Raw genomic sequence first — 15,929 nt, forward strand, 5'->3', positions numbered from 1 at the left:
GTTTTTGAGGGCCCCTTCGCGGGCAAGCCTCGCTCCTACAGGGGGTACGCTGAACCTGTAGGAGCGAGGCTTGCCCGCGAAGACGTCAGCCCCAACAACCAATGACTCAAGGCTTACGCAACAAATAGGTATCCATAATCCACCCATTCTCCACCCGCGCCGCTTTGCGCACCCGCTCGATCTCCTGCTCCACATCCCCCAGCCGGCCGCTGATCAGGATCTCGTCCGGCGTGCCCAGGTAGGCCCCCCAGTAAATCTCGGTGTCCTTGTCCGCCACCTGCTGGTAGGAATCGTGCGCATCGAGCATCACCACCAGACAATCGGCATCGCTCACCTGCCCCGACGCCAGTCTGCGGCCGGTGGTGATTTCCACCGAGCGGCCGATCTGGTTGAGCGGCACCTTGTGCTGAGCCGCCAGAGCCTGGACGCTGGTGATGCCGGGGATGACGTCGAACTCGAAGGCACAGGTGCCCGAGGCAAGAATCGCCTGCAGGATGCGAATGGTGCTGTCGTATAGCGCCGGGTCGCCCCACACCAGAAAGCCACCGCATTGACCGTCGGCCAATTGCTCGTTGATCAGCTTCTCGAAGGTGCGCTGCTTGGCCAGGTTCAGGTCATCGACGCTGGAGGTGTAGTCCACATCGCCGCGTTCGCGTTCCGGGCTCTGGGCCTCGACGAAGCGGTAGTCATGTTCGGTGATGTAGCGCTCGCAGATCTCCCGGCGCAGGTCGATCAGTTTGTCCTTGCTCTCACCCTTGTCCATGAGGAAAAACACGTCGGCCTGATTCAGCGCCTTCACCGCCTGCATGGTGATGTAGTCGGGATTACCGGCGCCAATGCCGATGACCAGGATTTTTTTCATCAAAGGGTTCCTTCGGGCTCGATGCCCGGCAAGCGTAGGCGCCAGCAGCCATTGAACTGCAGTTCGATGGCCGACAGCGGCTCCACATCAATCAGATTGAACGCCGAACTGTGCAGCACATGGGTCAGCGCGGCGCGGATGATAAACGGATGGGTGATGGCGACGACATGCCCGGGTGTCGATTCCAGGGTCGTCAGCCATCTGGCGACTCGCTCGATGACCTGTGTCACCGACTCGCCACCGTGAGGCGCGCTGTCCGGTTCGGCGAGCCAGCGTTCAAGATTTTCCGGCTCGCTCTGCTGCAGGTCTTTGATGCGAACACCGCTCCAGCGCCCCAGATCGCAATCCCTGAGTGCCTCGACAATCTCCACCGTCTCACCGAACAGCTCGGCGGTCTGCCCGGCCCGCAGCTCCGGCGCGCTCAAAAGCCTGGGAGAACCCTTGAACTGAGCACTACGCGACCCCGTGGCCGATTGCCAATCCATCTCCACAGGCTCGTTTGTAGGAAATCTCGCCAATTTTTGTGCGACGGTTCGAGCGTGGCATATCAGAGTCAAACGGGTCGCCTGCACGAAAAATCTCTCTGTCGAAGGCTGAGAAAAACGGCGTCAGGCCGCGTAACAGGGGCAATTGTGCCGTAACAAAAGGATCGGGGGGCGTTTTGTTTCTGTTTGAGTCACGTGCACCGTCAGGTAATTCTTCGCACAATAAAGGTTTTGTCCGACAACCATTTAGGCAGAGGCCTACAAGGTAAATCGACATCCGTGTAGCCCTTTGTCACCAGCGCCTTCACTTCATGATCAGGTACCCGGAGCGGCGCCAAAATTAACTAGACATGCAATAGCCACAGACTGAATACTGGTTTCAAAGGATTACCGATTTCTCATCCAGCAGGAGCCCGGATGCCCCTATTTCAAAGACCGATCTTCGATCCTGGTCTGGACATTGTTGTCCGGATATCTCCCTCGTCGGCACACGGCAGCCTACATGCCCCGATGATCCAGATCGCGTGCCGCCAGCGGCCATGAAACCGTAATCAATAAAAAAGAGCGGAGCCTGATAACGCGCCCGCCGTTTCAATGCGTGGAAACCGACAGTGATAGTCCGGTCCGGTGCCCGACACCGAGCCTTTGATAAGGAGTGCATCCATGCTGGTCTTGCGTCCAGTGCAATTAAGCGACCTGCCCCAGTTGCAGCGACTCGCCAGGGAAAGCCTGGTGGGCGTCACGTCCCTGCCGGACGATGGCGACCGCCTGCGGGACAAGATTCTCGATTCCTGTACCTCGTTCGAGCACGACGTGTTCAGCCCCGGCCCCGAGAGCTACTGCTTCGTACTGGAAGACCTGTCGACCCGCTGTCTGGTGGGCTGCTCGGAAATTCTCGCCACCGCCGGCTTCAGCGAACCGTTCTACAGCCTGCGCAACCGGCACTTCAACAGCGCCTCGCGGGAGCTGGACATCGAGCATGACGTGCCGGCGCTCTCGGTCTGTCATGACCTCAGCGGCCACACCTTGCTGCGTGGCTTTCACATCGATGCAGCACTTGAACGTTCCGCGTTTTCGGAGCTCTTGTCGCGGGCGCGCTTGCTGTTCATCGCGGCTTATCCGCGGCGGTTTTCCGATGCGGTCATCACCGAAATCGTCGGCTACAGCACCGAGCAAGGCCATTCGCCGTTCTGGGATGCGGTGGGCAAGCACTTTTACGATCTGTCCTACGTCGAGGCCGAGCGGCTGTGTGGCCTGGAAAGTCGCCGCTTTCTCGCCGAACTGATGCCGCAATACCCGATCTACGTGCCGATGCTGCCCCAGGCCGCGCAGGACTGCATCGGCCGCATCCATCCCGATGGCCAGGATGCCTTCGATATCCTCGAGCGCGAAGGATTCGAGACCAACAGCTACGTCGATCTGTTCGACGGTGGCCCGACCCTGTTCGCACGCACCCAGGGCATTCGCTCGATCGCCAACGGCCACACCACCGTGGCCCGGCCAGGCTCGGTGATCGACGCTCGCGGCCGCTATCTGGTGAGCAATGACTCGCTGGAGAACTATCGGGCCATCGTCGCCGATCTCGACCACGTCCCCGGGCAGCCGGTGACACTGGACGCCAGCATGTGCGCCGCGCTGAAAGTCAGCGAAGGCAGTCCGATCCGGTTGATCGCCCTGTGAGGCTCGATCGGCCCTGGTGCCCGAGCCTGCGCGAAACAGGAGTTGCAGCATGATCGTCCGTCCCGTTGAGGTCACCGACCTGCCCGCCCTGCGAGCGCTGGTCCGGCAGGCGGGCCGTGGATTGAACAGTCTGCCGGCCAACGAAGAACGCCTGAACCACCGCCTGCGCTGGGCCAGGCGAACATTCGCCGAACAGGTCGAGCGCGCCGACGCCGATTACCTGTTCGTGCTCGAAGACGACGATCAGCAGGTGATCGGCGTCAGTGCCATGACGGGCGCCATCGGCCTGCGTGAACCCTGGTACAACTACAGGGTCGGGATGACGGTCAGTTCGTCGGCGGATCTGGGGATCCAGCGGCAGATGCCGACGCTGTTCCTGAACAATGAGATGACCGGGCAATCGGAACTCTGCTCGCTGTTCCTGCGCCCCGACCAACGCCTGGAAGGTCGCGGGCGGTTGCTGTCTCTGGGCCGCTTGCTGTTTGTCGCCGAGTTCCCGCACCTGTTCGGCGACAAACTCATCGCCGAACTGCGCGGCAGTGCCGACGAGCGCGGCTGCTCGCCGTTCTGGGACAGCGTGGGCCGGCACTTTTTCAAGATGGATTTCAGTCATGCCGACCATATGTCGTGGCTGGGCAACAAGGCGTTCATCGCCGAACTGATGCCGCGCCAGCCGCTGTACACCTGCCTGCTCACCGAGCAGGCCCAGGCGGTGATCGGCAAACACCATGCGAACAGCGAACCGGCGCTGAAAATCCTTACCGCCGAGGGATTTGCCCATCAGGGTTACGTCGACATCTTCGATGCGGGCCCGGTGATCGAGGCGCCGGTCTCGAACATCCGTACCGTGCGCGACAGCCAGTTGCTGGATCTGTCCTTCGGCACCCCGGACGACCAGGCGCCGATGTGGCTGATCCACAACCGGCGTATGGAAAACTGCCGTATCACCATGGCCCCGGCGCGACGAACGGGACATTGCCTGACCGTCGATCGGCTGACCGCCAAACGCCTGCAATTGCAACCCGGCGATTCAGTACGTTGCGTACTGCTGCAAAATCGGCAGCGTCAGGCGGTGGCGGCTTAATCCTTTCAGCCTGTGAGGGGCGATTCAGAGGGCTTTCGCGGCCTGCGACAGACAGAATGGCCGTATTCACCCTAAATTCGTCATCATTCGATACATCCACCCGTGATAGCCTTTAACACTTTCGGCGTTGACACTTTTGCTCAAGCCCTTCCATTTCCATTGGTGGAACTCATATGTCCAGGCTGTCTCATCAAGATTTGCGCCGCAATTTCCGTCAACTGTTCGCGTCCAACACCTGCTATCACACCGCATCGGTCTTCGATCCAATGTCGGCGCGCATCGCCGCCGACCTGGGGTTCGAGGTGGGCATTCTGGGTGGTTCGGTTGCGTCGTTGCAGGTCCTGGCCGCCCCTGACTTTGCCCTGATCACCCTCAGCGAATTCGCCGAACAGGCCACCCGCATCGGCCGCGTCGCCCAGCTGCCGGTGATAGCCGACGCCGACCACGGCTACGGCAACGCGCTCAACGTGATGCGCACCATCGTCGAACTCGAACGCGCCGGCATCGCCGCCCTGACCATCGAAGACACCCTGCTGCCGGCGCAATTCGGCCGCAAATCCACCGACCTGATCACCGTCGCCGAAGGCGTCGGCAAGATCCGCGCAGCCCTCGAAGCCCGCTGCGACTCGGAAATGGCGATCATCGCCCGTACCCACGCCGGGATCCTGCCGGTCCAGGAAATCATCAGCCGCACCAAGCAATACCAGGCCGCCGGCGCGGATGGCATCTGCATGGTCGGCGTGAAGGATTTCGACCATCTGGAAAAAATCGCCGAGCACCTGACCGTGCCACTGATGCTGGTGACCTACGGCAACCCGCTGCTGCGCGACGACAAACGCCTGGCCGAGCTGGGCGTACGCGTGGTCATCGACGGCCACGGCGCCTACTTCGCCGCCATCAAGGCCACCTACGACAGCCTGCGCGAACAACGCCAGATCTTCACCCAGGCCTCGGACCTGAACGCGACTGAACTGACGCATACCTACACCCAACCGGAGGAGTACATCCGTTGGGCTGAGGAGTTCATGAGTGTGAAGGAATAAAAAGATCGCAAGCTGCGACAACTCCTACAGGATCACCGCCATCCCAATGTAGGAGCTGCCGCAGGCTGTGATCTTTTGTTTTTTGCTAGACCGTGGTCTTGAACCCCTCCTCCCTCTGCAGCGCTCTCACCTGAATCACATCCAGCAATGCGCAGCCTTCTCGCATGAGCAGATGCACCGCGCGGGTCACGCGCGTCAGATCGCAATCGGAAATGTTTTTGAGATTGAGGCTGTGCAAGGTGTCAGCCAGATCGCGAACCACCGTGAAACGGTGCATGGCGCACGCCGCCATGTCACTGAGTTGCTTGTGGGTATTGATGAAGAGCACCGGATCGACGGCGTCGTGGGTATCGATGGGCAGGTAACGCGGCATAACCTGGTCGTGCATGGGTGTAGCTCCTGTAGTGAGAGCTACCACCGTTCGCGGCCAAACGAATGGTGGCAGCCGTACGCGGGTTGGCCGACCGGCACAGGACTCCGGCACACCCGAAGGTGTCCCACGCACAGCTGCCATGACACAACATGCAGACAAACCTGCCTGAATGCTGGCAATGCGCTGAACGTTCCTGATACCGACCGGCCAAGGTCGATCGCGGAGTTTCCGCGAGCCCGAACTATAGGAGTCGATACCGAAACGCGGCAACAGGGTACGTTGTAGGAAAGCTCTTGAAAAGTTGTACGCCGGGTAGTGAGCGTCCTACATGGGGCGTAGGAACGGTGCCCAGAGGAGCGAGTACATGGCTTTGATTTGTGGGAGCGAGCCTGCTCACGATGGTGGTCAACGGTGACGCGGGCTATCTGGATGCCCGCGGTGTCTGGGCATTCATCGCGGGCAAGCCCGCACACAGTTTTGGTCTGGGTACATTCGCGAAATCGGGTTGTCTGTAAGGCCGTCATCGCTGGCAAGCCAGCTCCCACAGTGGGTCGGTGTGCATCCGTGAGATCTGGTCGATTGTCAGGCCGCCTTCGCGAGCAAGCCCGCTCCCACAATGGGGATCTGGGTACATCCGAAGAATCAGGTCGACTTGCAGGCCGTCGCCGCGCGCAATACCCCGCACTTTGGCTATACATGAAAGACAAGGGTCAAACCCGTTCCCCCCAGGACACCCATGCAGACCTTCCAAGTGTTGATCATCGGCAGCGGCTTCGGCGGTCAGTGTGCCGCGGTGAATCTGCTCAAGGCCGGCATCACCGATTTTCGTCTGCTGGAGCGGCGGGATTTTTTTGGCGGGACCTGGTGCCAGAACACCTACCCGGGCGCGGCGGTGGATGTGCCGTCGCCACTCTATTCCCTGTCTTTTGCCCCCTACCGCTGGACGCAGATGTTCGCCGAACAGGCCGAACTGCATCGCTACACCCGCCATGTCGTCGAGCATTTCGGCCTGCGCGACCGGGTTGAGCTGGAGGCCAACGTCGAGCGGGTGGAATGGGACGAGTCCGCGAAAAAATGGACCGTACACACCGCCAAAGGCACCTTCCACGCGCAGTTCCTGATCAACGCCACCGGACCTTTGAGCCAACCGGTGGTGCCGCTCTTCCCCGGCCAGGAACGCTTCAAGGGCAAGACTTTTCACACCAACAACTGGGACCATTGCTACGACTATCGGCAAAAACGCGTAGCCATCGTCGGCAGCGGCGCCAGCGCGGCTCAGGTCATCCCGGCGATCGCCCCGCACGTCGAGCACCTGCACGTGTTCCAGCGCACACCGCATTGGGTGCTGCCCCGGGCGGATCGCACGTTCGGGCGTTTCCAGCGCTGGCTGCTGGGGTTCAAGCCGGCCTACAAACTGCTGCGCTGGATGATCTACTGGCAGTTCGAAACCCGGGTGATCGCCTTCAAATACTCCAAACCGGCGGTGCGCATGGTCCAGCACCAGGCCCTGCGCTTCATCAAACGCCAGGTACCCGACACCGAACTGCGGCGAAAACTGACGCCGGACTACACCATCGGCTGCAAGCGGATCATTCTCTCCAGCACCCTGTACCCGGCACTGGCCCGGCCCAACGTGACGCTGCACAGTCGCGAACAGGGCATCGCCGAGATCGACGAAACCGGCCTCGTCATGCAGGACGGCCAGCACATCGACCTGGACCTGATCGTCTGGTCCACCGGCTACGATGCCACCGACGGGGTGATTTCCTACCCGGTCACCGGCAGACACGGCACCCAATTGCGCAATGTCTGGGCCGAATACCCCCGGGCCTACCTCGGCACCGCCCTGCCGGACTTTCCCAACCTGTTCATCGTCACCGGTCCGAACACCGGTATCGGTCATACATCGGCGCTGTTCATCATCGAATCGCAGATGAACTACATCCTCGACTGCATTCGCACGCTAAAAACTCGAGGTTTGCGCAGCATCGAAGTGCGCCCCGAGGCAGAACGTACCTACACTGAAATGATCCATAGAGAAATGGAACGCACAGTGTGGAAGTCCGGAGGCTGCCACAGTTGGTATCAAAGCAAGAGCGGTCATGTGGTGGCGATGTTCCCGGGGTTCAGTTTCAGCTTTCATCGACTGACCCGAGCCCTGAAACCGGCCGACCACATATTGTCCTGATCCGTCAGAAGGAAGACGACAGATGCTTTTACTGGTAGTCGCTATCGCGGTGTTTGCGGCCTGGTGCTGGCTGAGCTACCCGGCGGTCGGGTACTGGCTATACGACTTGAGCGTGGCCGCCGAGGCCAGGTTGTACAAACTGCACAAGATTGTCGTGCCCATCAACGAGATGACCGTCTCGACCTGGCAGGGCGGGCCGTACGAAGCATCGAGCAATGTCCTGATGCTCCACGGTTTCAGTGGCGACAAGAACCTCTGGCTGCGGTTTGCCCGGTATTTCGTCGGCAACTACCGGGTGATCATTCCCGACATCGCCGGCCATGGCGAAACCGGCTTCAAGGCCGGTGGCGGTTATGACATCCCGTTGCAGGCCAAGCGCATGATTCAGTTGCTGGATGTGTGCGGGGTCGAGAAGGTCCATGTGATCGGAAACTCGATGGGCGGCTGGATCGCGGCGTGGATGGCGGCGCATTATCCCGAGCGAGTCGTTTCGGTCGCCCTGTTCGACCCGGCGGGTGTGACCTCGCCCGAGCCCAGCGATCTGCAGCGGCACCTGGCCAATGGTCACAACCCGTTCCTGATCGAGTCCCGGGAAGAATTCAAACACTTCTACGCCATGCTCATGGCCGATCCACCGTGGATGCCGCGGGTGGTGCTGGACGCCTTTGCCCATCGTTTTCAACAGTCGCGTGATGAACTGCGGGAGATCTTCGACGATTTCCATGCCAGCCCGCCCATGGAGCCGGAACTGCCAGCCATCAGCGCTCCGGCGTTGCTGTTGTGGGGACGCAAGGATCGCCTGCTCGATGTCAGCAGCGTGGCCGTCTGGAGCAAGGGCATCGTCGATTTGCGGGTGGAAATCTGGGAAGGCATCGGCCACATGCCGATGGTCGAGGCGCCGGCGGGTTCTGCTCGCCTGTATCGGGAGTTTTTGGCATCCCTGCGCTCGGAAAGCCCTCAGGATCAGAGGTTGCACTGACTATGTAGCAGCTGCCGAGCCTGCGAGGCTGCGTTCGGCTGCGAAGCAGTCGCAAAATTCGACTACGCGGTGTGTCAGGAAAATTATGCATGCAGGATTTACGTCTGCTGCGCAGCCGGACGCAGCCTAGCAGGCTCGGCAGCTGCTACATGGAAACCTGCGATAGCATCCAGTCCTTGGCAGAATGAAGTTCGTCAGAAACTTCGTTTGTCGGCGGCGCTGAAGGCTGCGATCTTTTCTCCCATCCTTCACGTCACCGCGCCAGGAACCCCGTTCATGACTCACCCGAACTTCGTCAGCCCCGACCTGATCCGTCAACGCTTCTCCAAAGCGATGTCCGACATGTACCGCGAAGAAGTGCCGCTGTACGGCGCGTTGATGGAGCTGGTGGAGCAGACCAACCGCCACGTGCTCGACAGCGATGCGCAGGTGGCGAACCAATTGAACAGCACCGGCGAGATCGAGCGCCTGGACATGGAGCGCCATGGCGCGATCCGCGTCGGCACCGCTGCGGAACTGGCCACCCTCGCCCGTCTGTTCGCGGTGATGGGCATGCAGCCGGTGGGTTATTACGACCTGACGCCGGCCGGCGTGCCGGTGCACTCCACCGCGTTTCGCGCCGTGCATGAGGCGTCCTTGCAGGTCAGCCCGTTCCGCGTGTTCACCTCGCTGTTGCGCCTGGAACTGATCGAAGACCTGGAGCTGCGCTCGTTTGCCCAATCGGTGCTGGACAAGCGTTCGATCTTCACCCCCACCGCACTGACACTCATCGAGCGCGCCGAACACCAGGGCGGCCTCACCGAAGAGCAAGCCCGGGAGTTCGTGAAACAGGCGCTGGAAACCTTCCGCTGGCATCACAGCGCCACCGTGACCGCCGAGCAGTATCAGAAGCTCAGCGCCCAGCATCGCCTGATCGCCGACGTCGTGGCGTTCAAGGGTCCGCATATCAACCACCTGACGCCACGCACCCTGGACATCGACATCGTCCAGGCGCAAATGCCGGTGCATGGCATCACGCCTAAAGCGGTGATCGAAGGCCCACCCCGCCGCCAGTGTCCGATCCTGCTGCGCCAGACCAGTTTCAAGGCCTTGGACGAGCCGGTGGCCTTTACCGATCAAGCCCAAAGCCAGGGCAGCCACAGCGCCCGTTTCGGCGAAATCGAACAACGTGGCGCCGCCCTCACTCCCAAGGGCCGCGCGCTGTACGACCGCCTGCTCAATGCCGCCCGGGATGAACTGAAAGACTTCCCCAACGAAGCCAACGCCGACCGTTACAACGCACTGATGACCCAGCACTTCAGCGAATTCCCCGACACCTACGACGGCATGCGCCAACAGGAACTGGCGTACTTCCGCTACTTCGTGACAGAAAAAGGCCTGGCGGCGGCCGAGCTGAAAACCCTGCCGCTGGAAGAGTTGGTCAGCGCCGGTTACCTGCGGGTAGAACCGCTGGTGTACGAGGATTTCCTGCCGGTGAGTGCGGCGGGGATTTTCCAGTCGAACCTGGGGGATGCCGCGCAGACCCACTATGGCGTGCATTCCAATCAGCAGGCGTTCGAGACTGCGCTGGGACGGCAGACCATTGATGAGTTGGGGTTGTATGCCGAGACGCAGCGGCGTTCGATCGAGCAGTGTTTTGCGGCGTTGAATCGATAAAAGATCGCAGCCTTCGGCAGCGCCTACAGGGGTACGCGTTCCAAATTGCAGGAGCTGCCGCAGGCCGCGATCTTTTGCTTTTCTATTTCAACTTGGCCAACAACGCCTCAGCCCCCGCCTTCGACGACGCCGGGTTCTGCCCGGTGATCAGCAGCCCGTCGGTCAGCACATAGCTGGCCCAATCAGGGCCTTTGGAAAAAATCCCGCCCTTGGCCTTGAGCTCGTCCTCCACCAGGAACGGCACGACGTCCGTCAGTTGCACGGCGTCCTCTTCGCTGTTGGTGAAGCCGGTGACTTTCTTGCCTTTGACCAGCGGCTGGCCGTCCTTGTCCTTGGCGTGGCGCAGCACTCCCGGGGCATGGCATACGGTGGCGACCGGTCTACCGGCGTTGTAGAAGGATTCGATCAGGGCGATCGAGTGTTTGTCTTCGGCCAGGTCCCACAACGGACCATGTCCACCGGGATAGAAGACCGCATCGTAATCGCCGGCATTCACCGAGCTCAGCACCACGGTCGAGGCCAAAGCCGCCTGGGCGGCGGAATCCTTGCGAAAACGCCGGGTTTCCTCGGTTTGAAAGTCGGGCTCGTCGCTTTTCGGGTCCAGCGGCGGCTGGCCGCCCTTGGGCGAGGCCAGGGTCAGTTGCACGCCGGCATCCTTGAAGGCGAAATACGGTGCTGCGAATTCTTCCAGCCAGAAGCCGGTTTTCTTGCCGGTGTTACCCAATTGATCGTGGGACGTTAGAACCATCAGGATTTTCATGTCGTCATCACTCCATCTCGGGGCTGCGGGAATGTGCAGGGAGCTGCGCGTTGAGCCTGGCATATGACCGTTGCACGGCACGGGTCGTTCGGCCTGCGAGGCGATTGACTACGGTGCGCCTGAAGCTGGTTTTTGTCGCGGGGTTTTCTGAGCCGCGGATGAAACTCTTTCGTTTCGTTGGCGGGTCAGGATGCAAGGATTGGCAACTTGTGAAGCAGATGACGAGCGAAGATCAAAGCGCAAAAAACTGTAGGGCAATTCTCTTTTTGCCTTGGGATCCCGGAAATATGCGCAATAAAAAAGGGTGATCATTTTGATCACCCTTTTTCGAAAGGAGTCGCTGGAAGTTCACGGAAAACTCCGGGGTGGTGTCCGCCCAGTGCAACGACCTCGGCAATCCATGCACTGGTAAAGAGCCCTGACACTGGGCGAACGCGGCGCATTTTAATGGAACTTGGTACGGATGTCCGCGATTTATATATGAAATTTGCAGATACACATTTAACAACTTCAGCTCTGGCAGTTGAATTCACCGGCCAGTCCACAGCGCCCATTATTCCTATACAGAAAGTTGTACAGGGATAACCGCCTGGTCCTTAACTTCCGATCTTTCTGCTGACCTTCGACGAGTCCTGTATAGATCTGTTGTCCAACTTTCAGATCGTTAAAACCGGGTCGTGCGTCTTGTTGTCAGTGACGACGAACGGCACTGAAAACCGATTCAGTGCCGACCGCTTACCGGGACTGTTTCGCCGTTTCCTGCGCCGTGGACTCGCCGCTGGCCGTACCTTTGCCGCTGTCCTTGCGCCGGGCCGGGTCGGTGGGGCGCAATGCGTCGTTGTCGCGCTCGGTCTCGCCGGGTGGCCGAGGCTCGTCGGGGTGCTGCTGATCGGCTGTGGGCTTCATGGCCGTTTCCTCAGGCGTCGGGATCGTCGACTTCCCGCGCCACGTTGATGGCCGGCGAGTCCTTGTGGGACTGTGCCGCTTTGGCGTTCAGGTCCTGCCACTGATCAAGGTCGATGGCGCCCTGCCCCAGCAAATCGTCGGCAAGACGCAGCAGTTCGATGTAATGGGCGTCGGGGGACTGTTGCCAAAACGCCTGGTCATCGAACACGCGCTGCCACATTTTGAGGTCGGGTGCTGTCAGGTCTTCACGCATGGCGGGCTCCGGCGGAGGGATTCCTATGGTAGAGGGTCATGATGCCACCATAGTTCAACACGAATGCGCCTGATTCTTCGTCCCAAATACCTCGCTCCTCCCCCCAACCCTGTGGGAGCGGTGATTCAATAGCCGGTCATTTCCAGGTAACCCTGCCCGCCGTGGCTGCCGCTCAGGCGTACGGGGCCTTCCCAGTAGGGGATGCGCAGATCCATCCAGGCGTTGGGGTTGAGGGCGTCGATGACGATGTCGAGGTGTTTGCCCGGGATCCGGATGGCCCAGCGTACCGGCATCGACCGGCCGGCGACGCGGGCGGTGTCCTGCGGGGTGAGCTGGATGTCGGCGCTGTTCAGCCTCTGCGTCCCGCCCTGGGCGTCGATCCAGGTGCCGGTCAGGTAAGGCGCACCGTCCTTGTGCCGCATGCGATAGAGCATCACCTGCTCGCCGCTGTCCAGATGAAGGGAAAACCAGTCCCAACCGGTCTGATTGGCGGTCAGCGGCTGGCTGCTCCATTCGCGATCAAGCCACGCAGGGCCCTTGACCTGATGAACCTTGCCGTCAATCTCCAGGCTGCCGCTGGCCTGGAAAAACGGCTGGCTGTAGTAGTACGACGCCTGACCCTGCTCGGATTTCTGGCTGAAGCCCTGCTCCCCTTGCAGCACCAGCGGACGATCCGCCGTCAGCCGCAACTGATAGCCGAAAGCCTTGTCCCGGGCGCTCAGTTGCAGATCCGCCAACGGGTCGGCGTCGCTCGACTGACTGGCGAAGCGCCAATCGTCGATCCACGCATTGAACGGCGTCAGGCTCACCCCGGCCTGCCCCACGCCACCGCGGGCATAACGCTCGGCGGCATGGTGGACCGTCGCGGAGGTGACCGCCGCGTGACCGAGCCAAAGGGTCTGGTTCTCCCAACCCGCCACCTCGGGCGTGGGTTTCAGGGCGCTGCGAAACAACGTCCACTGCGCGCCAAATTCATTGCCTTGCTCGTCCTTGAGATTGGCGGTGACATACCACCATTCGATGCGAAAGCCATCATGTGGGCCGTGATCCGCCGGGAAGCTGAACACCCGACCGGGCACCACGGGCGTGAACGCCGCCGCCTGATTGCCCAGCCCGGCGAAGCCTTTTTCCTCGGGCGCCGGTTGATCGCAGCCACTGATCAACAAGGCCAGCATCCACAGCGCGCACTTAATCCTCACGGGCAAACGTCCTCAATAGATCCGCCGGCTGCGTGCGATACAAGGCGTACAGCGGCCACGCCGAAGCCAGCAAAGTCGCCACCACCGCCAGCCCCATCAGCTGCAGCAGTTGCAGCGGAAACAGCCGCAACGGCAGGCGCCAGCCGAATGCCTGGACGTTGATCACCGCGTCCAGGCACCAGGCCAGGGCGATGCCCAATGGCAACGCCAGCACCAGGGTCAGCAGTGCCAGCAACCAGGTCTGGCCGAGGTTGAGCAGCATCAGTTGCCGGCGCGTCACCCCCAGCGCCCACAGCGGCGCCAGTTGCCCCAGACGACTCTGGCTTTGCGTCAGCAGGCTGATGAACAGCGCCACCCCGGCCACGCAGAGCGTCAGGCTGTTGAGCGCGGCGGTGGCGGCAAAGGTGCGCTCGAACACTTGGGTGGACCAGCCCTTGAGCCGGGCCTGATCGACGATGCGACTGTCTTCCAGGGCGAATCGCGCTTGCAATGACGTGACGAATGGCGCGATCAATGCCGGCTCGATGCGCAGATTGAAACGATTGGGCGTCAGTTGCGGCCAGCCGCGCAGCAAGTGCCTGACGTTGACCAGAATGTGCCCCTTGGGATTGCCGTAATCGGCGTAGATCCCGACGATGCGCGGCGACCACGGGCCGTTGGGCGTGTCGATCGTCAGGTGATCGCCCAGTTGCACCTTGAGGCGCCGGGCCAGTTGTTCGCTGAGCATCAGCGCGTCGTCGGTGGCCAGGCGTTCCCAAGGCGCGTCACTCAAGGCTTCGAGCAGCGGCCAGTGCTGGCGATAGGTCGGGTGATCGATCACGCCGAAGATGTCCGTCGGCCAGCCCTGCACCTGGATCGCCACCTGCCAGTTGGGCAGCACTGCCGTGGGTTGCGGCTGCTGCTTGAGCCAGCTGTGCAGTTCCCGGGCCTGGGTCGGGTTTTGCGGATTGAGGTAGAGTTCGGCGGTGAGACGTTGTTCGAGCCAGTTGTTGAAGGTCTCGCGGAAACCGGCGGTCATGCTGCCGGCACCGATGTTCGCCGCCAGGGCCAGCAGCAGCGCCATCAGGGCCAGGCTCAGGGCCGGCAATTGCTGGCGGCAATCGGCGATGAACCATTGACCGAGCACCGAACGGCTGTGCCCCAACAAGCCGTCGAGCACGGCATTGAGGACCACCGGCAACGCCAGGGCGGCGCCCAGCAATAGCGCGGCCATCAGTACGAAACCGCTGGCCAGGCTGTCACCGCGCAACAACGCCAGCCATGCGATTGCCAGGGCCAGCGCCGCCACCCAGGCCTGGCGCCGCAACCAGCGCGCGTGGGCCTGATGCCAGGCTTGCGGATCGGCCAGGGCCAGCAATGGCAAGCGCGCCGCACGCCACAAACTGTTGGCGCCGGCGAGCAACGCGCCGAGCAGCCCCAGGCCGATACCGCCGAGCCACCACCACGGGCTGAGGGTCAACTGCCCCGCCACTTCGGCGCCGTACAGGCCGCGCAGGCTGGCGGCGACATCCGGCAACAGCACGCTGGCCAGCAGATAACCGCTGACCACCCCGGCCACGCCACCGATCAACGCCAAGGCCGCCAGTTCCACCGCCAGACAGCCGATCAGCATCCGCGCACTGACCCCGCAGGCGCGCAGGGTTCGCAGCAGGCCACGACGCTGCTCCAGGGCCAGGCCGATGGCAGCGTGGACGATGAACAGCCCGACCACGAACGACAGAAAGCCCAGCGCGTCGAGGTTCAGGTGGAAGCTTTCGGTCAGGCGAGCGAGATTGTTTTCTTCGCCGCTGCTTTTGAATTGCAACTGGCCTTTCAACGGGTCAGGCAATGGCGCGGTGAAATCCTTGGGCAGCAGCAGGCGCGAAAGCTGGTCCGGCAGTTCGAGGATCTGCTGGGCGAAGCCGATGTCCACCAGCAACACGCCGGGGGCCATGTCCGTCTGTGCTTTCAAGGGGGGCAGCGTTTGGCCATTCAGCGCCTGCGGGCGATCGCCTTCCTTCAGCCCCAGGGTCTGCAAGGTCTGCGGCGAAATCCAGGCGCTGCCCGGCGGGGTGAAGAACTCGACCACCTGCTCGATGGCCATGCTCTGCCCGGCCACCACGCCTCCCGCCGGCAATGACACCGGCTCAATGCCCATCAGTTGCAGACGTTGATCCTCGTGGCCCTTGAGCGTCACCCGCCCCTGCAACACCGGCGACACCGGCCAACCGGCGCGGCGCAGGTCGATGAACCATTGCTGGGCAAAGGTCGCGCCCGCCAGAGCGCCAAGACTGGCCTGGGGTTCGCCGCCGATCAATTGGCTGGCCCTGGCATAGCTGTCGCGCGCCTGACTGTTCAGCGCCTGCACGCCGATCAGCAGGCTGGTAGCCAGCCACAGTCCGGTGAGCACGCTGAAAAACTGCACCGGGTGCTGTCGCCAGTGGCTGAGCAACGCTCGCAGGGTCTCGCGAAAGATAGGCAT

The 15,929-nt window shown here is 61.7% G+C and carries 14 protein-coding genes; 6 read left to right on the top strand and 8 right to left on the bottom strand.

The genetic code is table 11. From position 1 onward, the window contains the following. Positions 1-106 precede the first annotated feature (106 nt). Together cobF and HNO86_RS28470 are read right to left on the bottom strand one after the other, a co-directional pair. Positions 107-862 (bottom strand): precorrin-6A synthase (deacetylating), encoded by a 756-nt coding sequence (gene cobF / locus HNO86_RS28465; protein ID WP_175380261.1) that lies wholly within the window; start codon positions 860-862, stop codon positions 107-109. Beyond that, complete coding sequence (locus HNO86_RS28470) at positions 862-1,434, bottom strand: histidine phosphatase family protein (protein ID WP_175380262.1); 573 nt, start codon at positions 1,432-1,434, stop codon at positions 862-864. The genes cobF and HNO86_RS28470 overlap by 1 nt, the downstream gene beginning before the upstream one ends. Positions 1,435-2,010: 576 nt before the next feature. Between HNO86_RS28470 and HNO86_RS28475 the strand changes: the two genes are divergently transcribed. From HNO86_RS28475 to HNO86_RS28485, 3 genes are all read left to right on the top strand, one after another. Continuing rightward, entirely contained in the window at positions 2,011-3,027 is a 1,017-nt protein-coding gene (locus HNO86_RS28475) for an arginine N-succinyltransferase (RefSeq protein WP_175380263.1), read from the top strand. Positions 3,028-3,076: 49 nt separating this feature from the next. Continuing rightward, a complete protein-coding gene (gene astA / locus HNO86_RS28480; protein ID WP_175380264.1) occupies positions 3,077-4,111 on the top strand; it encodes an arginine N-succinyltransferase in 1,035 nt (344 codons plus the stop codon). 173 nt (positions 4,112-4,284) lie between these two features. Beyond that, positions 4,285-5,154 (top strand): oxaloacetate decarboxylase, encoded by an 870-nt coding sequence (locus tag HNO86_RS28485; protein ID WP_175380265.1) that lies wholly within the window; start codon positions 4,285-4,287, stop codon positions 5,152-5,154. A gap of 85 nt (positions 5,155-5,239) precedes the next feature. Here HNO86_RS28485 and HNO86_RS28490 read toward each other — a convergent pair whose 3' ends face one another. After that, complete coding sequence (locus HNO86_RS28490) at positions 5,240-5,542, bottom strand: hypothetical protein (RefSeq protein ID WP_175380266.1); 303 nt, start codon at positions 5,540-5,542, stop codon at positions 5,240-5,242. A 721-nt stretch (positions 5,543-6,263) separates the two neighbouring features. Here HNO86_RS28490 and HNO86_RS28495 point away from each other — a divergent pair. The 3 genes from HNO86_RS28495 (at position 6,264) to HNO86_RS28505 (ending at position 10,350) form a co-directional block, all read left to right on the top strand. Beyond that, a complete protein-coding gene (locus HNO86_RS28495; protein WP_175380267.1) occupies positions 6,264-7,715 on the top strand; it encodes an NAD(P)/FAD-dependent oxidoreductase in 1,452 nt (483 codons plus the stop codon). 22 nt (positions 7,716-7,737) lie between these two features. Then, positions 7,738-8,694 (top strand): alpha/beta fold hydrolase, encoded by a 957-nt coding sequence (locus tag HNO86_RS28500; protein ID WP_175380268.1) that lies wholly within the window; start codon positions 7,738-7,740, stop codon positions 8,692-8,694. Between the two features lie 276 nt (positions 8,695-8,970). After that, positions 8,971-10,350: a VOC family protein gene (locus tag HNO86_RS28505; RefSeq protein WP_175380269.1), complete on the top strand. Its 1,380-nt coding sequence runs from the start codon at positions 8,971-8,973 to the stop codon at positions 10,348-10,350. Between the two features lie 82 nt (positions 10,351-10,432). Here HNO86_RS28505 and HNO86_RS28510 read toward each other — a convergent pair whose 3' ends face one another. The 5 genes from HNO86_RS28510 to HNO86_RS28530 all read right to left on the bottom strand — a co-directional run bounded on the left by HNO86_RS28510 (position 10,433) and on the right by HNO86_RS28530 (position 15,929). Continuing rightward, a complete protein-coding gene (locus HNO86_RS28510; protein WP_175380270.1) occupies positions 10,433-11,110 on the bottom strand; it encodes a type 1 glutamine amidotransferase domain-containing protein in 678 nt (225 codons plus the stop codon). Between the two features lie 735 nt (positions 11,111-11,845). Further along, the gene (locus tag HNO86_RS28515) at positions 11,846-12,016 is read right to left on the bottom strand and encodes a hypothetical protein (protein ID WP_175380271.1); all 171 of its coding nucleotides are present in this window, start codon (positions 12,014-12,016) and stop codon (positions 11,846-11,848) included. A gap of 10 nt (positions 12,017-12,026) precedes the next feature. After that, a complete protein-coding gene (locus HNO86_RS28520) occupies positions 12,027-12,269 on the bottom strand; it encodes a hypothetical protein (RefSeq protein WP_175380272.1) in 243 nt (80 codons plus the stop codon). Between the two features lie 125 nt (positions 12,270-12,394). Continuing rightward, entirely contained in the window at positions 12,395-13,444 is a 1,050-nt protein-coding gene (locus HNO86_RS28525) for a lipocalin-like domain-containing protein (RefSeq protein ID WP_178131365.1), read from the bottom strand. A gap of 13 nt (positions 13,445-13,457) precedes the next feature. Continuing rightward, complete coding sequence (locus HNO86_RS28530; RefSeq protein WP_175380274.1) at positions 13,458-15,929, bottom strand: FtsX-like permease family protein; 2,472 nt, start codon at positions 15,927-15,929, stop codon at positions 13,458-13,460.

This window comes from Pseudomonas sp. C1C7, assembly GCF_013359595.1.
In the GTDB taxonomy this organism is placed as follows: Bacteria; Pseudomonadota; Gammaproteobacteria; order Pseudomonadales; family Pseudomonadaceae; genus Aquipseudomonas.